This is a genomic window from Burkholderia sp. MS389, assembly GCF_016899425.1.
GTDB lineage: Bacteria > Pseudomonadota > Gammaproteobacteria > Burkholderiales > Burkholderiaceae > Burkholderia > Burkholderia sola.
Map to the genome: position 1 here is coordinate 114857 of NZ_CP045996.1, position 20671 is coordinate 135527.

Here is a 20671-nt window from a genome sequence, read left to right on the forward strand (position 1 = left end):
TGATGGTCCTTTGCTGTTGTTATGCCGACTCTTGTTCTGCCGGACGATAGCCGTCGAGCCAGTCGCGCCACAATGCGTCGAGCGTTTCGCCGAAGCTCTTCGCGCTCGAAGCGGTAAAGATCAGCACGCGTCCTGGGGCAACAATGAATGCGCCTTGCCGTTGAAAAACGGTCTTGGGGCCGTTCCGATAGGCAGCGTCGATGCGCTCCCCCGGCATTCCATCGGTTTCAGGTCCAAGCCGTTCAGCCTGGCGCGAAAGCACCCGGTGTCCCTGCAACCTCGATTTGAGCAGCGCGATCTGCCGATCGATATACGGCGCAAGGGTCTCTCCGTCCTTGAGCCAGTCGCGTGCGACACTGAGGTTCGGTTGCGCAGCCGTATCGGCCGGCACGAAGAGGTTGGTCGTGCGATCCTCGAAACCGTCCGGCAGAACGATGCTGCCTTCGTGAATCCGAATACGGTTTTCGGAATCCGTCATGCTAGTTCTCTCGTGATGTGTAGTTGTTGGAATGGGTTGAAATCAACGCGCACACGCGCCGACGCTCATTTTCCCTGCAACGCGACGATGCTTTCCCGGTGCAAGCGCAAACTGCCCGCGAGCAATACGATATGCGCGACGAGCCACACGTAAAACGCGACGCCGTAGCCGGATATCGGCGTCGCGTCTGCTTCGTTGAAGTACCACTTTGTCGTGAACAATGAACAGAGCGCACACGCGAGCCCAGCGGCCGAAAGCTGACTCGCGCGGGTATATCGGTTCCGGGCGAGCTGGACAGCCGCAACGACGTAGAGCGGATTGGCGAGCCATGCCGGATTGAGCATGAACAGTCCCCACCAGCCCTGAGCGAGAACCGACAGCCCGCTAAGCGACGCTTCTTTCTCGAAATGCATCGCCGGCATCGTCAGCGAGAGCACGTACAGCGCCCCGGATACGCCGAGGACCACCTCTCGCCTGACACGCGGCGTCGAATCAAGAACGTTCGTCATTTCCCGAATCCATTGCACGACACTTCAACGGTCGCGCATGCGTTCAATCCGTCTGGCCGGCAGGTGTCACGACCTTCTCGCCGCGTGCGCGCATCGCTGAGCGTTGCGCCTTCGGATCGAGTGGCGGCCAGGGCGCGCCGGCCGTAACGATCTTGCGACGAATCTCTTCGATACGCGTACGCGCCGGCGAGTCCGCAGACGTATGGTTCTTCAACTCGTTCTGCAGCACCCATCCGTACGACACGCCGAGCTGGCTGGCAATCTTCGGATCCGCGCCGTGCGCGAGCAGGTAATCGACGACATCCCACTGCTGAATCATCGTCGCCTCGAAGAGTGCCGTCTTTCCGAGCGAATCACGAGCATTCACGTTCGCCTTGTGCTCAACCAGCAGCTTCAGCTGGGGCAGCAGCCGGTTCTCTGCAACTGCAAAAATCATCGGCGTGTCGCCGTTGTATTGCCAGTTGGGATCGAGCCCGCTGTTCAACAACACGCGCAGGAGGTTGGGCGTATCGGCCCGCAATGCGACGTCGACTACCGATCCGCCGCTGGCACCGACCGGCGCCTTGGGGTCCGCGCCGTTCTTCACGAGCACCGAAATGATCTGGAAGCGCGGATTAGACGCGTCGTTCTTGACCGGAACGATTTCCTGAACTGCATACGACAGCAGCGTCGTATTCTTCGCGCCCGGCGCATTCAGATCGGTCTTGTGCGCGAGCTGCTGAACGCGGGTGAGATCGCCGTCATGAATGGCCTGAGCCAACGTGAGTTGCTGCCCCGAAAAGAAATCTTCCGGTGCGTAACGCTTGAAGCCAGTCATGTTCGTCCCTTGGGCTTGAGTGGGCCACCACAGCGGCGAGGACACTCCAACGAGTGCGGCAATCGCGCCGGCGGTTATCGCTTTCTTGTATCGCATCAGTGAGATGAATTCAGTTGGGAGACCAGGTCGAGCTGATCCTTCGCGACCTGCTGGTTGATCCCGTTCGTCACGTCACCCATCAGGTGACGGCCGACCGTGGTCACGCTTTCGCCGTCGAGCGTGACGGGGCTGCCAACCGCCTTGGGCATCAGTGCCGCCGTACCGTCGCTGATCGGCCCGAGTCGGCCTTCCTGCAGGCCGGTCAGGATATCGCCGTCGACGCGATAGGCCGTGATGTTGGCCGGCTGGGCTGTTCCGCCGTATTGCGCGACCGTCTCCGGATTGAGGCCTGCAGCATTGAAGGTCACAGCCGAACCGCCGCTGGCCTCGGCTGCAGCGGACGCCAGGCCACCGCCGAGCGAATGCCCGGTGAAATCGACGCCGCCGGCCGACGCGCCCGTGGTCTCGATGTTCTTGCCGATCGTGACCGCATTGCGGTAGTACGGCGCATCGGCGCCGAGCCCTTGCGCCATGTTGTTGCTCATGTCTTCGCCGAAGAGCTGCTGGGTACCCTTGAACGCGATCGTCGGCTTCATGCTGTCGCCGAAGACATTCGGATCCGGGATATACATCTGCGACCCGAAGTTGCTACCGCTTTTCTCGAAATCGCTCGGCTTGAGGCCGAACGCCTTCAATGCTTCCGGATCGTTGGTCGCCATCTTCCACCCGGTCGGCGGCGGATCGTTCGGGTGATACACGTGATCCGCGAGTTTCGCCAGTTGCTGCGCCTTCAGCGAGCTCGCCAGCTTGGCCGCCGCCGCGCGCGTCGCCGGGTCGGGGCTCGCCAGCCCCTTCGCGATCGTCGCCTGCTCTGCCGCCCACTCGAGCGCGAGCGCCTGTTCCGCGGATTGCGCACTGCCGCGATTCAGATGGATGACAGGCCCGTCGAGATAGATGCCGTTCGCGTTGATGACGATCGTTGACGGACCGAAGGTCAGCTTGATGCTGTCCGGCGTCATTGTCACGACGCCATCGCCGACACGATGCTCGATGCCGTCGCTCGCCTGATGGCTTTGCATGCCGGGCCCGGCCTTGCTCGCGATGGCCTTCGTATTGATCACGTTCGCCGTGGTGTCGCGCGTCAACGCGATGGTTTCCTTCAATCCGCCCTGCGCGATCTGCTTCGTCTCGCTGCCCTTGAGCAGCGACACCGTGCGACCGCCGGCTTCGACCGTGTGCGTTTCCGAATCCTTGATGACCGTGTTCATATCCTTCTGCGCGTGCAGAAAGACTTCTTGTGCGCCGTTCACGTCGGAGAATCGCAATTCGTTTGAGCCCGCGCCCTTGTGGGTCTGGCTCTTGATCCCCATCGTCTGTCCGGCAGCACCGTGATAAGGGTTGCCCTGCTGGCCGTTGTAGACGCGGCCCACAATGACCGGATTGTCGGGATCCCCTTGATTAAACGCGACCAAGACCTCCTGATTGATCCGCGGGATGGCGGCCGCCCCCCACCCGTCACCCGCCCACGGTTGGGACACGCGGATCCACATCGAATCCGAGCCGTCCAACTTGCCGCGGCGATCCCACAGGAAGTGCACCTTCACGGCACTGCCGTTCGTGTGAATTTCTTCGCCCTTTGGGCCGACCACGATTGCCGACTGCGTGCCATGAATGACGGGCTTCGGCGTATTTCTGGGTGAACGATACGGAAACTTCTTCGGGAGCAGAGAAAATGTATTGCGGTACGGCAGCTTTGCGTTGTGTTCCGTGTAATCGTTCACGGCCTCGTGACGAACATGCAGGATGGCGTATTCCTGATTGTTGGCCATGACTGGATGGTTCATCACCGTCACGCTGCCTGCAGTGGTCATCCGCCACGCATAGCCGCTGCCCGTATACCGATGCGCGCTTGCTTCTTCTGCTTGCATCGCAATGCGAGCGTAACGGTCGCCATCATCGCCGTGATCGAACAACGACTGGTGTTCGAAACGCTCCGTTGTCTCGAGCCCCGCATGCCGCAGATTCTCCGGCTCGGCCTGCACCAGCATCAGCGGCGACGATGGGTTCTGGTGATTGAAGTCGCGAAAGGCGATCTTGCCGACGCCGAAGCGCCGACCTTCATGCAACTGGTCGATGCCGTTGTCTTCACTCGCCGCAGTGGCGGCATACGGCAAATTGGCCAGCCCGTCGATCGGACGGAAAACGAAATTCGTATCGCCAACGACAAGGAAGTGCTTTTCCTTTTCGTAGCGGTGCGTCCAGATCAGGCCTTCCTGCTCCATCAGCCGCGCGCAGAAGTTGTAATACGACTCCTGATACATCACGATATATTCGAGCGGCTTCTGCGCAGTCCGGATGTCGAATTCGAAATCGGTGAACCCGTGATCCTGGAAAATCTCGGTGAGGATATCCTGCGCGGTCTTGTTCTGGAAAATCCGGCAGTCGGTCGAGCGCGTCAGAAACCAGAACCACGGCGCCACCGTCATTTGATATTGCGTCACCTTGCCCGGATTGCCCGCCCGATCGAACGACGTGACGTAGCCGTCGAAGTAACGGATGCTGTCGGTGGCGCCTGACGACACGATGCGCTCAAGCGTGGACTGCCGTGCGCTCTGGTCGAATCGGATCTTGATCGGTTGCCCGATCAGTTGGTCGGGCACCAGATCATGCTGGTGTGACAGCAAATCCAGGTGGATCTCCGGCAACCGATTGACGTGTTCGTCGATAACCGCGGTGCTGACCAGCAGCACGTCCGGACCGAGCGGCGAATCGATGGTCACGTATCGATTTAGCTGAGTCAGTCGAGCAACGCCGCCGGCCGCATTGTTGAGCGCGTCCGCAATCGCGGCCGGCGTCTTGTTCATCAGCGAGAAACCGGTCTGCGCGAGCTGGACGGCGCGTTGCACGGTGTCGATATGACTTGCGACGCCGGCGAGCGGGCCAATCTGGCCTGCTACCGTGGACGCAACCGGCCCGGCAAGGCCGCCGAGCGCGCTCAGAGAGCCGAACAGATTCCCGCCGGAACCAGCCGGAATACCGCCATTCGGGGCGAAACTCATTTGAATTCCCTTTATTTTCGTCTCAGGTTCTGTCCCCAATTGGCTCACCAACTTGAGGCCCCGCTACTGTAGGACAAAACGTTTGCCAGCGAAAGATACCTGAAATTCCTTTGCAATTTCCCTGCTGATACCCTCTCCACCCGCCAATCAAATAAGTGGTTGGGTGCCGGCGCAGGGTTCACCGCGTCGCAATACCGCACAGGTCTCCGCCGAGACCAAGACGATTTGCACGAAGCTGGTGACAGGAACGTACGGGGAAAATAATCGATCCATCACGCGCCCCAATCCGGCGAGACTGAATTGGACGAAACGCGGCTCGTCAATCACGAGCCGGATCTCCAATCCTTGGACGAACGCTGAAGCCGGCTTGCCCGGCATCCAGCGCCGCACCCGTTCAGTCGACAGGGATACGAGCGCGTCGAAACGCCGCCCGGCGTCGGGGGCAAACTTGCCGAAGCGGGTGCACAGCCGCTTGAATTCATTGAGGCCTTCGGCGTTCAGCCGCACTGCCTGCGGAACCAGCCACGACATCAATTCCCACAGCTCGCCGCGACGAAGCATCGGCGCGGGACTTGCGCTGGGCTGCGCCAATAACTCGATTTCGTCACCGGCGTCTCCATCGCGCACGGCCAACTGGCGTTCGCGTATGTCCACCAGGTTGCCATTTGTGCAAGACAGCACGATGTCGAGTTGGCGCTGCGCGGCCGGATCAACGGGCTCGCCGCGAGCATTCACAAGTGCGAGTTCCAAGCCACGCAACCCGTCTGCGCGCGCTCCAGTTGCCTGTCCGCGCGGCGTTTCCTGTCCCGTCTTCCCGGGCTCGGAAGGCGGCTTCGGCGCGCGCCTGGCTTCGTCGCGCAAAACAACCCAATACAGGCCTGGCGCTGCGCCAAACGCGTGCTGCAAAGATTCGAAGGGCGGCAAAATCGCGGTGCCCCGGGCGGTCGTTATGCGAACCTGGTCAACTGACCACACCTCGCTCGTAGCTGCGGTCTTGAGCGAAAACGGTTTCAGCGGATAGTACGCTTGCCCGGCCTTCGTTTCGATCGGCTCCGCATTGCTCGAGAACAAGTTGACTACTGGTGTGCAAAATAGCCGGAGATTGTCGGCCGACGCTCCGACCAACCGTTGAGCGCGACGTGAGTCCGGATGGATGCCGGCAAGGGCCAAATGCAACGTGATCCGGCGCGCGCCAACCGCCAACCGTTCCAACCGCGCCAAATTCAGATCGAGGTTGTCAAATCGAGCGGGAAACGCGCCGTACTCCATCAACAGATGAAACGGAGCAATCGTGTTGTCGGGAGGCGGCGGAAGCAGCGCGTCGGCATCGTCGAAACCTGCGGCCGCCAGCGGCATGTCCACCCGACGCCAGCGCCCGTTGCCGTCCAGTTCAACAAAGGCACGCGTGGCGTGCAACAGCACGCCGTCGGCGAGCGCGGCCACCACCTCCCTCTCCCCCGCCAAATGCAGCCGCAGCATGTCTGGAGCATCCGAGAACTGGGTTGACGGCGATGTGAGCTCAAGGGTGAAAGACAAAATCCCCGTCGTGTCGGGCGGCAGTGGGGTTTGCATCGGCGCGACGGTCGACGTCGCGTAACGTACGCCGGAGACAGCCACCGGCACCAACGTGACGTCGGCGGCGGTGCGGAACACCTGACGGCTATTCGGCGCCACCAGCTGCGTGCCGCGTGGAACAAGCCGCGGCTCAGTCTGCTTGCTGTCTCGATCCACGCGAAATTGGGCCATCGCACAAGATGGAAACGGCCGCAGGAACGCTCCGTGGATCGTGTCAATCAACGCGTGCGTAAACTCCGGCACCTCATCTTCGAGTCGGATGTCGTGCCGAGCGCACATCAACGCGAACGATTGCAGCAGCCGTTCGACATATGGGTCATCCGAGTGCTCACCGGACATCGCAAGACGAGCCGCGACTTTGGGGTAAAGCTCGGCGAATGCGCGCGTCGAACGGCGCAGCAGACCCAGCTCACGCTCAAAATGCGGTAGAAGATCCTCGGGTTCGATGGCCATACGCGTTTCAGATGGTCACGCCGATCTGTCAATCGGTACCGTGCTCATAGGTAGACGCGCCGATTCTAACCGGGCACCGCGCACGCTTATCTCGAATTTATCGAGTCGGGGGCGAATAAATGAGAATGCTCGAAATACGCAAGCCCTGAGCACCGCCGATTTTATGAAGCGAGGGCAGCCACTATGGCCCTCGTGACAGCCCTCTGGGCTTCGGTGGTGTCAAAACTGGAGTTGCCCCTGTAATACCGGACACGGCATCACACTAAGGTTGCTGAATCCATCGAGCGCCGGAACTCGCGAGGCGAGCGGTATTTCAGCGCGCTATGAGGATGCTTCTCGTTGTAATGCTCGAACGCGATGGCCAAGTTGCGTGCGGCAGTCGCTGCGTCCGGCTTCGGCATGAAGGCGACGTAGTCGCGTTTCATCGTCTTCACGAAGCTCTCGGCTATCCCGTTACTTTGCGGGCCGCACACCGGCGTGGTCAATGGCTTCAGGCCGATGGCCACTGCGAACCGGCGCGTGTCGTCGGCCGTGTAGCCCGAGCCGTTGTCACTCAGCCACTCGATTTCGGACGGGGTGTGCAGTTCGTTGCCAAACCGATTTTCCACTGCAGCCAGCATCACGTCGCGCACGATGTCACCGCTGTGGCCTGCCGTCGTGGCCGCCCAGCTCATCGCCTCACGATCGCAACAGTCCAGCGCAAACGTCACGCGCAGCGGCTCGCCGTTGTCACAGCGAAACTCGAATCTATCGGAACACCATCGCTGATTCGAAACTCTCGCGGACCATCGCCAGCTTCTGCTCCGCCGTCCAGCGCCGCCGACGCACCGGGCCCGTCAACACTTCCATCACTTCCTGCCTGGTGTTAGTCAAAAACACAGTCTTATGCCTACCCGTTATTGTAAGTGGGTGACTGTGTCCGGCGTTTCAGGGGGCTGCTCCATCGAGCCATCCGGGCCGATGCGCAGGAACAGTCCGCGCCCATCCGAGAGGAAATACAACTTCCCGGTCGCCTTCTCGGCTTCGATTTGTCTAACCGTCAGAGCACCCATGATCGCCCTCCTTTGATATTGCAACCGGGTTGGCCCGCGCATCTCTACGCAGAGCCTACCCCACATCGCAAACACTAAAAAAACACTAAAAAGTTGCGGCTCGTGGAGAATTTCCGCAGAAGTTGGTGGACCACCAACTTCCCGCAACCCCTTGATGGATGGGGCTTTGACGGATTTCAACGGACCTGGCCGGATCACCCAAAAAACAATCACGATTCGTTTAACTTTCCGTGAGGACTTCGACACCGGCCGCCGCCTACGATGGGCGCATGTTTTCAGCACCTGCTTCCAGGAGCCCATCATGCCCACCCGCAGACATCTGCTGTTCGCCGGCGCCACCGGCCTCGCCGCGCTCGCGGCGCTGTCGTCCGCCGGCCACCGCGCGCTGGTCGGCCGCGCGTTCGCCGCGCCGCCGGCCGGCTCGCCGAAGGCCGCCCCGTTCGAGATCACGCTCAGCGACGCCGAATGGCATCGCCGGCTCACGCCCGCCCAATACACGGTCCTGCGCGAAGCCGGCACCGAGCGGCCGTTCACCAGCCCGCTGAACGACGAGCACCGGCACGGAACGTTCGCGTGCGCCGGCTGCGACCTCGCGCTGTTCTCGTCGGCCACCAAGTTCGACAGCCATACGGGCTGGCCGAGCTTCTGGAAACCGCTCGACCATGCTGTCGGCACCGACACCGACGCGTCGTTCGGGATGGTCCGCACCGAAGTGCACTGCCGCCGCTGCGGCGGCCACCTCGGCCACGTGTTCGACGACGGCCCCGCGCCGACCGGTCTGCGCTACTGCATGAACGGCCTCGCGCTCGCGTTCCACCCGGCTGCCGCCTGATCCGGCCCCGCTCCCATCCGACTGGAGAACGCCTCATGCTGCTCATCGTCCTTGCCTATCTCGGCGGCGTGCTCACGATCCTGAGCCCGTGCATCCTGCCCGTGCTGCCGTTCGTATTCGCGCGCGCCGACCAGCCGTTCGTGCGCACCGGCCTGCCGCTGCTCGCCGGCATGGCGCTCACGTTCGCCGTCGTCGCGACGCTCGCCGCCGTCGGCGGCGGCTGGGTCGCGCAGGCCAACCAGGCCGGCCGCTGGATCGCGATCGTGCTGCTCGCCGTGTTCGGCCTGACGCTGCTGATGCCGCGTTTCGCGGAACACCTGACGCGCCCGCTCGTCGCCGCCGGCAACCGGCTCACCGGCTTCGCGCAACGCGACGGCCGCCCGGCCGGCCCGGCGTCGTCGCTGCTGCTCGGCGTCGCGACGGGCCTGCTGTGGGCGCCGTGCGCGGGCCCGATCCTCGGCCTCGTGCTGACCGGCGCCGCGCTGCGCGGCGCGAGCGTCGGCACGACGCTGCTGCTCGTCGCATATGCGGCCGGCGCGGCGACGTCGCTCGGCGTCGCGCTCGTGATCGGCGGCAAGGTGTTCGCCGCGATGAAGCGCTCGCTCGGTGCCGGCGAATGGATCCGCCGCGGGATCGGCGCGGCGCTCCTGGCCGGCGTCGGCGCGATCGCGCTCGGCCTCGATACCGGCGCCCTCGCGCAACTGTCGACGGTCACCACGGGCGGGCTCGAAACGAAGCTCGTCGACCGCCTCGGCGGCCGCTCGAACGGCGCGCCGCCGGCACCGGCGGCGCCGGCTGCGACCGCCGCTACCGACGACGCGACGGGCGGCGCGATGATGGCCGCCGCAGCCGATGGCGCACCGGCCGGCGGCGGTGCGATGGCCGGCAGCGCGATGATGCGCGCGGCCGGCGCCACCGCGTCCGCGCTGCCGGTCGAAGGCACGCTGCCGTCGCTCGACGGCGCGGTGCAGTGGCTGAACTCGCCGCCGCTGACGGCGGCCGGGCTGCGCGGCAAGGTCGTGCTGGTCGATTTCTGGACGTATTCGTGCATCAACTGCCTGCGCACGCTGCCGTACACGACTGCGTGGGCACGCAAGTACGCGCCGTACGGGCTCGTCGTGATCGGCGTCCACGCGCCGGAATTCGCGTTCGAGCGCGACATCGGCAACGTGAAGAAGGCCGTGCACGACCTCGGCATCGACTACCCGGTCGCGATCGACAACGGCTATTCGATCTGGCGCGCGTTCAACAACGAATACTGGCCCGCGCACTACTTCATCGATGCGCAAGGGCGGATCCGCCATCACCACTTCGGCGAAGGCGAATACGCGCAGTCGGAACGCGCGATCCAGTCGCTGCTCGCCGAAGCCGGCCACCCGGACGCGCTGAACGTGCCGCTCGGCCTCGCCGGCGCGCCCGCGAAGGGTGCGCTCGCGGCGGCCGACAGCGCGGACGTCCGCTCGCCCGAAACCTATGTCGGCTATGCGCGCGCGGAAAGCTTCGCGTCGCCGGGCGGCGTCGTGCGCGATGCGGCGCACCGCTACGACGCGCCGGCCGGCCCGGATCTGAACGGCTGGGGCCTCGCGGGCACGTGGAACGTCGGCGCCGAGCGCGCGTCGCTGGCCGCGCCGGATGGCCGGATCGTCTACCGCTTCCATGCACGCGACCTGCACCTGGTGCTCGGCCCGGGCACGAGCGGCCGGCCCGTGCGCTTTCGCGTGACGCTCGACGGCGCCGCGCCCGGCGCCGCGCATGGCACGGATGTCGACGCGCAGGGCTACGGCACCGTCACCGGCCAGCGCCTGTACCAGCTCGTCCGGCAGACCGGCACGATCGCCGACCGCACGTTCGCGATCGAGTTTCTCGATCCGGGGGTCGATGCGTACGCATTCACTTTCGGCTGATCGCGCGCGCTACCGCCATCCCGGCGCCGCTTTTCCCAACGCATTCCGAAGGAGCAAAACATGAACCCGATCCCTATCCGCGATGCCGCCGGACGCCGGCGCGCCGCCATGCTGCGCCGCATCGGCGCCATCGCCGTCGCGGCGGCCGCCGTGTTCGGCTACCAGCGCATCGTCCATTCCGCCGAGCCGATGCGCACCGTGCCCGCGCCGACGCTCGACGAAACGCCCGGCGCGTCGCACGACGAGACGGCCGTGTTCGCCGGCGGCTGCTTCTGGGGCGTGCAAGGCGTGTTCGAGCACGTGAAGGGCGTGAAGCAGGTGACCGCCGGCTACGCGGGCGGCGCGTCCGAAACCGCGCACTACGCGCTCGTCGGCTCGGGGCTGACGGGGCACGCGGAATCGGTGCGCATCGTCTACGACCCGACCCAGGTCACGTACGGCCGGCTGCTGCAGGTGTTCTTCTCGGTCGCGCACGATCCGACGGAGCTGAATCGGCAGGGCCCCGACGAAGGGTCGCAGTACCGCTCCGCGATCTTCCCGACCACCGCGCAGCAACGCACGGTCGCGACCGCGTACATCGCGCAGCTCGGCGGCGCGCATGTGTTTGCGGCGCCCGTCGTCACTCGCGTCGAAGCCTACAAGGGCTTCTATCCGGCCGAGGCCTATCATCAGAACTACCTCGAACTGCACCCCGACGCGCCGTATATCGCGTTCAACGACCTGCCGAAGGTCGCCGGGCTGAAGCAGCGCTTCCCGGCGCTGTACCGCGCCGACCCGGTGCTATGGCGCGAAGCCCGCTTATGATTCGTTCATGAATCGCTTGCGACCGTCTGCTCGCGGCATGACGGGGCTGCCGCCCGTCGCCCGGCAGAGCCGCCGGCACCACGCACCAGCGGCGTCCCGTTTGCGCCGGATCAACGAACCGGCGGACGCGATGCCGGGGCAAACCCGCATCGCATCCGCCGCGATCGGCAACTTCGCGTAGACTCTCCTGATTCCCGCCGCTTCTTGCGGCGTTCGACATTCAGTCCCGCCAGGAGGCGTCACGCATGCGCGCAGTGCCTTTGCCTGACAGCAACACCCTCGAAGAACCGTCCACCGGCGCGGTCGTGCGCGACCTGCGCCGCGTGCCCATTCACCCGGATCACTGGTACCCGCTCGCGTGGTCGCGCGAGCTCAAGCGCGGCAAGACGCTCGGCGTGCGCTTCGCCGGCGATCCGATCGTGCTCGTGCGCACCGAATCGGGCGCCGTGTATGCGCTCGAAGATCGTTGCGCGCACCGCCAGGTGCCGCTGCACGCGGGCGTCGTGAGCGGCGAAACGCTGCGCTGCTGCTATCACGGCTGGACCTACGCGTGCGACAGCGGCCGCTGCGTCGACGTGCCCTACCTCGGCCGCGAGCGCTTGCCCAACGGCGTGCGCGCGTATCCGTGCCGCGAGGCGCACGGGCTGATCTTCGTGTTTCCGGGCGACGCGACGCTCGCCGACGAACGGCCGTTCCCCGCGCTCGAATCCGCGGACAATCCCGCGTACAAGACGCGCCGCTTCGGCCGCGAGGTCAAGTGCCACTACTCGTTCATGCACGAGAACCTGATGGACATGAACCATCAGTTCCTGCATCGCAAGCAGATGGGGCAGATGCGCGCGCGCTCCGTGGGCCGCCGCCGCGGCGACGACTGGGTCGAGGTCGACTACACGTTCGCGCGGATGGAGGGCAAGCAGCCGGTCGGCGAGGCGCTCGTGTTCGGCGCGAGCAAGAAGCCGGCCGACCAGTCCGACAAGAGCGTGATGACGGTGCGCACCGGCTACCCGTACCAGACGCTGCAGATCCGCTCGAGCGAAGGCACGCTCGTGATGGACCTGTGGATCGTCTACGTGCCGCTCGACGCCGAACAGCGCACCAACCGCACGTTCGGGCTGCTGTCGATCCACAAGCCCGGCATCCCGTTCGCGCTCGATCTCGCGTGGCCGCTGCTCGTGTGGTTCACCGAGCGGATCTTCCGCGAGGATCGCTGGATCGTCGAGCGCGAGCAGGAAGCGCACGACGCCCAAGGCGCCGACTGGAACCACGAGGTGTTTCCGGTCATCAACGAGCTACGCGACCTGCTGCGCCAGTGCGGCGCACGCACCGTGATCCCGATCCGCGACGCGCGCGACAGCGCGTGACATGACGCATGCGACGCGCGGCGGCTCGCCGCCGCGCGTGTCGTTACAGCGTGAACGCGCCCGGCAGCAATGCGCGGGCCGTCGTGACCTCGACGGCCCCTTTCAGGTTCGCGAGGATCACCTCGATATCGGGCTTGCCGATCTCGATGATCACCTGACGACATGCGCCGCACGGCGCGATCGGGCCGTCCGTGTCGCCGACGACCGCGAGCCGCGCGAAATCCCCCGGCCGATGGCCGGCGGCGATCGCCGCGAACAGCGCCGTACGTTCCGCGCAATTGCACAGTCCGTACGACGCGTTCTCGACGTTGCAGCCGTGGAACACCGTGCCGTCGCGCGCCAGCAGCGCCGCGCCGACCTTGAAGCGCGAATACGGCGCATACGCGCGTTCGCGCGCCGCCTTCGCCTGTTCGATCAGTTCGTCTCGTTCCATCGTGGTGATGCCTCCGGGAGCAGGGTCAGCCGATCTGCTGGTAAAGGGTCGGCGGCGCTTCGCCGGTCTCGCCGAGCACGTAGCTGTGGCGCACGGCGTCCGCCGCGTGGGCCGCGGCCGCTTCGTCGCGGGCATGCACGAAACCGAGCGGCTCGCCCGCCTCGATGCGCTGCCCGATCTCTGCAAGCGCCGTCAAGCCGACGCTGACGTCGATCGCGTCCTCCGCGCGCGCGCGGCCGCCGCCGAGCGCGACCACCGCCAGCCCGAGCGCGCGGCAATCGACGCGCTGCACCACGCCGCTCGCGGGTGCCGCCACCGGCACGATCACGGCCGCCCGCGCCAGATGCCGCGCGGGCGCGTCGATCAGGTCGGCCGGGCCGCCGAGCGCGACGACCATCCGCGCGAAACGCTCGGCCGCCGCGCCGGAATCAAGCGCCTGCTGCAGCTTCTCGCGTGCGTGGGTGGCATCGCGCGCCAGCCCGCCGGTCACGAGCAATTCGGCCGACAGCGCCATCGTCACGTCGTGCAGACGCGCGGGACGCGACTTGCCCGTCAGGTAGTCGATCGCGCACGCCACTTCGAGCGCATTGCCCGCGCACGGCGCGAGCGACTGGTTCATGTCGGTGAGGATCGCGGTCGTCTTCATGCCGGCGCCGTTGCCGACGTCGACGATGCTGCGCGCCAGTTCCGCCGATTTCTCCGCGGTCGGCATGAACGCGCCGGAGCCGACCTTGACGTCCATCACGAGCCCGTCGAGCCCTGCCGCGAGTTTCTTCGACAGGATCGACGCGGTGATCATCGCGACCGATTCGACGGTCGCCGTCACGTCGCGGATCGCATAGATGCGCTTGTCGGCCGGCGCGAGCCGCGCGGTCTGCCCGATGATCGCGACGCCGACCTCGCGCACCGTGCGGCGAAACGCGTCCGTCTCGGGCATCACGTCGTAACCGGGAATCGCGCTGAGCTTGTCGAGCGTGCCGCCGGTGTGTCCGAGCCCGCGCCCCGAAATCATCGGCACGTAGCCGCCGCACGCGGCGACCATCGGCCCGAGCATCAGCGACACGACATCGCCGACGCCGCCCGTCGAATGCTTGTCGATCACCGGCCCGCCGAGATCGAGCGCGCGCCAGTCGAGCACGTCGCCCGAATCGCGCTGCGCGAGCGTCAGCGCGACGCGTTCGTCGGTGCTCAGGTCGTTGAAATACACGGCCATCGCGAACGCGGCCACCTGGCCCTCGGTCACGCTGCCGTCGGTCACGCCGCGCACGAACGCGGCCATCCCGTCGCGATCGAGCGGCTGCCCGTCGCGCTTCCTGCGAATGAATTCCTGCGGTAGAAACATCGTTGCCTCGCCTTGATCGGTCGGAGTCTGCTGCACGGTTCAATGCAGCGAGAAAAACAGCCCGGCAATCGCCGCGCTCATCAGGTTCGACAGCGTCGCGGCCGTCAGCGCGCGCAAGCCGAGCCGCGCGACGTCCGAGCGGCGCTCCGGTGCGACCGCGCTGAAGCCGCCCGCGAGAATCGCGATCGACGAGAAGTTCGCGAAACCGCACAGCGCGAACGACACGATCGCGAGCGTCTTCGGGTCGAGCACCTGCAGGCCGGCCGCCGCCGCATGCGCGCCGCCCTTCAGGTACGGCGACAGGTCGCCATACGCGACGAATTCGTTGAAGATCAGCTTCTCGCCGATGAAGTTGCCGGCCAGCGTCGCATCGTGCCACGGCACGCCGATGATCCACGCGAGCGGCGCGAACAGGTGGCCGATGATGCCGACCAGCGTGACCTGCGGAAAGCCCGCGAACGCGGCCGCGCCGCCGACGATCAGGTTCATCAGCGCGATCAGCCCGACGAACGCGATCAGCATCGCGCCGACGTTGATCGCGATGCGCAGGCCGACCGACGCGCCGGATGCAGCCGCCTCGATCACGTTGGCGGCGCGCTTGTCGTCGAAATCGAGGCCGTCGACCACCACGCGGCTCGGCTCGACGGTCGGAAACAGCAGCTTGCCGAACAGCAGCCCGCCCGGCACCGCCATGAACGACGCGGCGAGCAGGTACTCCATCTTCACCCCGAGGCCGGCATAGCCGACCAGCACCGAGCCCGCGACCGACGCCATCCCGCTCGCCATCACCGTGAAGATCTCGGCGCTCGTCATGTTGCGCACGAACGGCTTCACAAGCGCGGGCATCTCGCTCTGCCCGAGGAAGATCGTCGCGACGGCCGAGCACGCCTCGATGCGGCTCACGCCCAGCACTTTCGCGAGCCCCGCGCCGAGAATCGCGACGATCCACTTCATCACGCCGATGTAGTACAGCACCGAGATCAGCGCGGTGACGAAGATGATCATCGGCAGCACGCGCAGGCCGAATACGAACCCGCCATCGCCGAACAACTGGAACATCCGCGCGTCGACGAGCCCGCCGAACACGAACGCGATGCCGTGATTGCCCATGTCGAGCACGCGATTGACGCCGTTCGCGGCCGCGGCCAGCGCTGCGCGGCCGGACGGCACGAACAGCACGAGCGCGCCGATCGCGAACTGCGTGAGCAGCGCGGCGATCATGGTCCGCGCGCTGACCGCGCGGCGGTTGTTCGACAGCAGATACGCGACCAGCAACAGAAACAGCATACCGAGGAGACTGCGCAGAATATCCACCTTTGTGCTCCTTTCTCACTATTTGAACTGTCCGGCGGGCGGCCCGTGCCCGCGACCCGCGTGATCGGGTGGGTGGATGTTACTCGCTCGATATGCACGCCCGCAACGTCGCCAAAATCGCCGCGATCAATGGCATCGATCGTTTCTGTTTTCGTCTTCGAGAACTTGATCAGTTGTTCTATCTACGCCGCTAAAACACGCGCGGGGCGTGCCGTCAGAACGGACACGCCCCGCGCGACACGCATCATTCAACCCGCGCGCTCGACCGGATGCGGCTCGCGCAGCCGGTTCGCGATCCGCGCGGCCTCGTAGTAGCCAGCCGCCGGCGGACGTTTCAGATAGCGGCCCGCGCCACGCACCGCGCGCAAGTCGCCGTCGGCCCATGCGAGTGCGCCGCGCGTGAGCGTGTGCGTCGCGACGCCCTGCACCGTCATCCCCTCGAACACGTTGAAGTCGACCTGCTGGTGATGCGTCTTCACCGAGATCGTCTTGGTCGCGGCCGGGTCCCACACGACGAGATCGGCGTCGGCGCCGACCTGCACCGCGCCCTTGCGCGGATACAGATTGAAAATCTGCGCGGCATTGGTCGACGTGATCCGCACGAACTCGTTCGGCGTGATGCGGCCGTGATTCACGCCGTGATGCCACAGCACCGACATGCGATCCTCGACGCCGCCGCAGCCGTTCGGGATCTTCGTGAAATCCTCGCGGCCCATCGCCTTCTGCGATGCGCAGAATACGCAGTGATCGGTCGCCGTCGTATGCAGCTGCCCCGACTGCAGCCCGCGCCACAGCGCCTCGCGATGCTCGGCCGAGCGGAACGGCGGGCTCATCACGTGGGCCGCCGCGCGCGTCCAGTCCGGATCGCGATAGACGGCCTCGTCGATGACCAGATGCCCCGGTAGCACTTCACCGAACACGCGCAGCCCTTCGCTACGCGCGCGCGTGATCACGTCCACCGCGTCCTTCGCCGACACGTGCACGATATACACCGGCACGCCAAGCACCTGCGCGATGCGGATCGCGCGGTTCGCGGCCTCGCCTTCCACCTCGGGCGGCCGCGATAGCGGATGCGCCTCCGGCCCCGTGATCCCGCGCGCAAGCAGCGCCTTTTGCAGCTGGAACACGAGCTCGCCATTCTCCGCGTGCACGGTCGGCAGCGCGCCGAGTTCGAGCGAACGCGTGAAGCTGTTCACGAGCACCTCGTCGTCGGCCATGATCGCATTCTTGTACGCCATGAAGTGCTTGAAGCTCGACACGCCATGCTCGCGCACGAGCGTGCCCATGTCGCGGTGCACGCTCTCATCCCACCACGTCACGGCCACGTGAAAACCGTAATCGGAAGCCGCCTTCTCGGCCCAGCCGCGCCATGCGCGGAACGCGTCCATCAGAGGCTGCTTCGGGCTCGGAATCACGAAGTCGATGATGCTCGTCGTGCCGCCCGACAGCCCGGCCGCGGTGCCCGAATAGAAATCGTCGCTCGCGGTCGTGCCCATGAACGGCAGTTCCATGTGCGTATGCGGATCGATGCCGCCCGGCATCACGTACTGGTCGTGCGCGTCGACGACGGTTGCGCCGGCCGGCGCGTCGATCCGCTCCGCAATCTGCAGGATCGTGCCGCCGTCCTGCGGGTCCGCGCAGAGCACGTCCGCGCGATAGGAGCGGTCCGCATCGACCACGGTGCCGCCACGAATCAGGATTGCCATGTCGTTGCCTCCTCGTTGACTGTCGGGTGCCGCATGCCGCGCGCGAGTCGCCTCCGGCTCGCGCGTCATGCGCTCGCGATCTGCGCGCGCGGTCCGGCGCGCCACTTCATCCAGGTGCCGTACACGCCGGACGCCAGCACGAGGCCGACGAACCACGCGTACGTGTAAAGCGTGTTGAAGAACGCCGGCACGTTCGGAAACGACGCCGGAAACGCCGTATGCAGGAAGCCCGGCAGGTTCGGCAGCACGCCGACCGCGAGCGCGACGAGCGCGGCCGGGTTCCAGCCGCGCGCATAGCTGAAGCCGCCGCGCTCGTCGAACAGCGCGCGCGTGTCGAGCTGCGTGCCGCGAATCAGGAAATAGTCGACCATCAGGATGCCCGCGACCGGCCCGAGCAGCGCCGAATAGCCGACGAGCCAGGTGAAGATATAGCCGTCCGTCGTCGCGAGGATCTTCCACGGCATCATCACGATCGCGATCGTCGCGGTGATCATCCCGCCCGTGCGGTACGAGATCGCCTTCGGCCACAGGCTCGAAAAATCGTAAGCAGGACCGACCAGGTTCGCCGCGAGGTTGCAGCACATCGTGTCGAGCGTGAGGATCACGAGCGCGATGCCCACGCCGATGCCGGTCATCCGGCTCGTCAGGTCGATCGGATCCCAGATCGCATTGCCGTAGATCACGACGGTCGCCGACGTGACGACGACCGACACCACCGACAGCAGCGCCATCGGCAGCGGCAGCCCGATCGACTGACCGATCATCTGGTCGCGCTGCGAATGCGCGAAGCGCGTGAAATCAGGAATGTTCAGCGCAAGCGTCGCCCAGAAGCCGACCATCGCGGTCAGGCCCGGCCAGAAGGTCGCCCAGAACAGCCCGGCCTTCTTGCCGCCCGCCGCGAACTGCGACGGCGCCGACAGCATCGAGCCGAACCCGCCCGCCTTCGACGTCGCCCACCACACGAGCGCCACGCACATCACGACCTTGATCGGCGCGGACCAGCTTTCGAGCCAGCGGATCGAATCGGTGCCGTGCCAGATGAAGTACAGCTGCAACACCCAGAACACGAGAAAGCACGCGAGTTGCCCGAACGAGATGCCGACGAGCGGCAGCGTCGCGCCGTGCAGCGCGTTGCCGGTCAGGATGTTGAGCAGCGTGTAGATCGCGCTGCCGCCGAGCCAGGTCTGGATCCCGTACCAGCCGCATGCGACGATCGCGCGCAGCAACGCCGGCAGCTTCGCGCCCTGCGTGCCGAACGACGCGCGCACGAGCACCGCGTACGGAATCCCGTGCTTCGCGCCCGCATGGCCGATCAGCAGCATCGGCACGAGCACGATCAGGTTGCCGAGCAGTACCGTCATCACCGCCTGCCACGGCGACATGCCTTCCTGGATCAGCCCGGCCGCGAGCATGTACGACGCGATGTTCATTACCATCCCGACCCACAGCGCCGCGAAGTGGTACCACTTCCACGTGCGCTGCGCCGGCGTCGTCGGCGCGAGGTCGTCGTTGTACAGGCTGCCGCCGTGCGCCGCGGCGCTGTCGGGATCGGCGGGAATCGCTGCGTGATTCATCGAACACACTCCACGAAAACGTCAACGCCGGCATCGTGCGATGCCGGCCCGGGTGGAACGAAAGGCGGCGGTGCAGGATGCCCTGCATCGCCGGACGCCGGTCAGGCAGCCTGCTTCGCGTGCTTCTCGGGCGCCGCGGCGCCTGCACTCGGCCCCGCCTCCGCGCTCGCCGGATTGTTCGGATGCGTGGTCCAGTTCGCGTAGTCGCCCGCGTCGACGCGCTCCATCGTGATGCATTGCTCGACCGGACACACATGCATGCAAAGATTGCACCCGACGCACGCCGAATCGATCACTTCGAAGTGCCGCACGCCGTCCTTCGTCGCCGTGATCGCCTGATGCGACGTGTCCTCGCACGCGATATGGCACAGCCCGCACTGGATGCAGCGATCCTGGTCGATACGCGCCTTGATGTCGTACTTCAGGTTCAGGTATTTCCAGTCCGTCACGTTCGGCACCGCGCGGCCGCGGATGTCGTCGAGCGTCGCGTAGCCCTTCTCGTCCATCCAGTTCGACAAGCCGTCGGCGAGATCCGACACGATCCGGAAGCCGTAATGCATCGCGGCGGTGCACACCTGCACGCTGCCGGCGCCGAGCACCATGAACTCGGCCGCGTCGCGCCACGACGAGATGCCGCCGATGCCCGAGATCGGCAGGTTCGGCGTTTCCGGATCGCGCGCGATCTCCGCGACCATGTTCAGCGCGATCGGCTTGACCGCCGGCCCGCAATAGCCGCCGTGCGTGCCCTTGCCGTCGACGGTCGGCATCGGCGCCATCTGGTCGAGATCGACCGCGACGATCGAGTTGATCGTGTTGATCAGCGACACGCCGTCCGCGCCGCCCTTGTATGCGGCGCGCGAGCCCATCCGGATGTCGCTGATGTTCGGCGTGAGCTTCACGAGGCACGGCAGCTTCGTGCCTTCCTTCACCCAGCGCGTGACCATCTCCACGTATTCGGGCACTTGCCCGACCGCCGCGCCCATCCCGCGCTCGCTCATCCCGTGCGGACAGCCGAAGTTGAGTTCGACCGCGTCGGCGCCGGTATCCTCGACGAGCGGCAGAATCCATTTCCAGTCGCGCTCGTTGCACGGCACCATCAGCGACACGATCAGCGCGCGGTCCGGCCAGTCGCGCTTCACCTGCGCGATTTCTCTCAGGTTCACGTCGAGCGGACGGTCGGTGATCAGCTCGATGTTGTTCAGCCCCGCGATGCGCTGCCCGTTCCACTGCACCGCGCCATAGCGCGAACTGACGTTGACGACGTGCGGATCGAGCCCGAGCGTCTTCCATACGACGCCGCCCCAGCCCGCCTCGAACGCGCGATTGACGTTGTAGGCCTTGTCGGTCGGCGGCGCGGACGCCAGCCAGAAGGGATTCGGCGAAGTAATGCCTGCGATGGTGCAGCGGAGATCGGCCATG

Annotated in this window: 16 protein-coding genes and 1 pseudogene; 4 read left to right on the top strand and 13 right to left on the bottom strand. The window is 65.6% G+C overall.

All coding sequences use genetic code 11. The annotated features are described in order from the left end of the window. Nucleotides 1-19: 19 nt before the first annotated feature. From GJG85_RS30220 to GJG85_RS30255, 7 genes and pseudogenes are all read right to left on the bottom strand, one after another. Nucleotides 20-478 carry a DUF1795 domain-containing protein gene (locus GJG85_RS30220; RefSeq protein WP_050016142.1) on the bottom strand — a complete coding sequence of 153 codons (459 nt, stop codon included), beginning with the start codon at nt 476-478 and terminating at the stop codon, nt 20-22. Between the two features lie 65 nt (nt 479-543). After that, nucleotides 544-987, bottom strand: a complete 444-nt coding sequence (locus tag GJG85_RS30225; protein WP_050016144.1) for a hypothetical protein — start codon at nt 985-987, stop codon at nt 544-546. Between the two features lie 43 nt (nt 988-1030). Continuing rightward, a complete protein-coding gene (locus tag GJG85_RS30230; RefSeq protein WP_050016146.1) occupies nt 1031-1900 on the bottom strand; it encodes an ankyrin repeat domain-containing protein in 870 nt (289 codons plus the stop codon). Further along, a complete protein-coding gene (gene tssI / locus GJG85_RS30235) occupies nt 1900-4902 on the bottom strand; it encodes a type VI secretion system tip protein TssI/VgrG (protein ID WP_204384683.1) in 3003 nt (1000 codons plus the stop codon). The genes GJG85_RS30230 and tssI overlap by 1 nt, the downstream gene beginning before the upstream one ends. 147 nt (nt 4903-5049) lie before the next feature. Next, nucleotides 5050-6930 carry a type VI secretion system baseplate subunit TssF gene (gene tssF / locus GJG85_RS30240; RefSeq protein WP_050016150.1) on the bottom strand — a complete coding sequence of 627 codons (1881 nt, stop codon included), beginning with the start codon at nt 6928-6930 and terminating at the stop codon, nt 5050-5052. A gap of 257 nt (nt 6931-7187) precedes the next feature. Next, nucleotides 7188-7703: pseudogene (locus tag GJG85_RS30245) on the bottom strand (DDE-type integrase/transposase/recombinase); the annotation flags it as partial. A gap of 123 nt (nt 7704-7826) precedes the next feature. Beyond that, a complete protein-coding gene (locus GJG85_RS30255; protein WP_124631976.1) occupies nt 7827-8228 on the bottom strand; it encodes an Arm DNA-binding domain-containing protein in 402 nt (133 codons plus the stop codon). A 55-nt stretch (nt 8229-8283) separates the two neighbouring features. Between GJG85_RS30255 and msrB the strand changes: the two genes are divergently transcribed. The 4 genes from msrB to GJG85_RS30275 all read left to right on the top strand — a co-directional run bounded on the left by msrB (nt 8284) and on the right by GJG85_RS30275 (nt 12883). Then, nucleotides 8284-8814 carry a peptide-methionine (R)-S-oxide reductase MsrB gene (gene msrB / locus GJG85_RS30260; protein ID WP_050016152.1) on the top strand — a complete coding sequence of 177 codons (531 nt, stop codon included), beginning with the start codon at nt 8284-8286 and terminating at the stop codon, nt 8812-8814. 35 nt (nt 8815-8849) lie between these two features. Beyond that, entirely contained in the window at nt 8850-10718 is a 1869-nt protein-coding gene (locus GJG85_RS30265; protein ID WP_124631975.1) for a cytochrome c biogenesis protein DipZ, read from the top strand. 60 nt (nt 10719-10778) lie between these two features. Then, on the top strand, nt 10779-11522 hold the full coding sequence (msrA, locus tag GJG85_RS30270; RefSeq protein ID WP_050016158.1) for a peptide-methionine (S)-S-oxide reductase MsrA: 744 nt from the start codon (nt 10779-10781) through the stop codon (nt 11520-11522). Nucleotides 11523-11767: 245 nt separating this feature from the next. Next, on the top strand, nt 11768-12883 hold the full coding sequence (locus tag GJG85_RS30275; protein ID WP_050016159.1) for an aromatic ring-hydroxylating dioxygenase subunit alpha: 1116 nt from the start codon (nt 11768-11770) through the stop codon (nt 12881-12883). 43 nt (nt 12884-12926) lie between these two features. Here GJG85_RS30275 and GJG85_RS30280 read toward each other — a convergent pair whose 3' ends face one another. The 6 genes from GJG85_RS30280 to preA all read right to left on the bottom strand — a co-directional run bounded on the left by GJG85_RS30280 (nt 12927) and on the right by preA (nt 20670). After that, the gene (locus GJG85_RS30280; RefSeq protein WP_050016161.1) at nt 12927-13316 is read right to left on the bottom strand and encodes a cytidine deaminase; all 390 of its coding nucleotides are present in this window, start codon (nt 13314-13316) and stop codon (nt 12927-12929) included. 25 nt (nt 13317-13341) lie between these two features. After that, nucleotides 13342-14658, bottom strand: coding sequence for a thymidine phosphorylase (deoA, locus tag GJG85_RS30285; protein ID WP_050016163.1), 1317 nt, complete (start codon nt 14656-14658; stop codon nt 13342-13344). Nucleotides 14659-14697: 39 nt separating this feature from the next. After that, complete coding sequence (locus tag GJG85_RS30290) at nt 14698-15972, bottom strand: NupC/NupG family nucleoside CNT transporter (protein WP_027786234.1); 1275 nt, start codon at nt 15970-15972, stop codon at nt 14698-14700. A gap of 248 nt (nt 15973-16220) precedes the next feature. Beyond that, nucleotides 16221-17678, bottom strand: a complete 1458-nt coding sequence (gene hydA / locus GJG85_RS30295; protein WP_124631973.1) for a dihydropyrimidinase — start codon at nt 17676-17678, stop codon at nt 16221-16223. Between the two features lie 65 nt (nt 17679-17743). Next, entirely contained in the window at nt 17744-19252 is a 1509-nt protein-coding gene (locus GJG85_RS30300; protein WP_176017048.1) for an NCS1 family nucleobase:cation symporter-1, read from the bottom strand. A 101-nt stretch (nt 19253-19353) separates the two neighbouring features. Next, entirely contained in the window at nt 19354-20670 is a 1317-nt protein-coding gene (preA, locus tag GJG85_RS30305; protein ID WP_050016169.1) for an NAD-dependent dihydropyrimidine dehydrogenase subunit PreA, read from the bottom strand. Nucleotide 20671 lies beyond the last annotated feature (1 nt).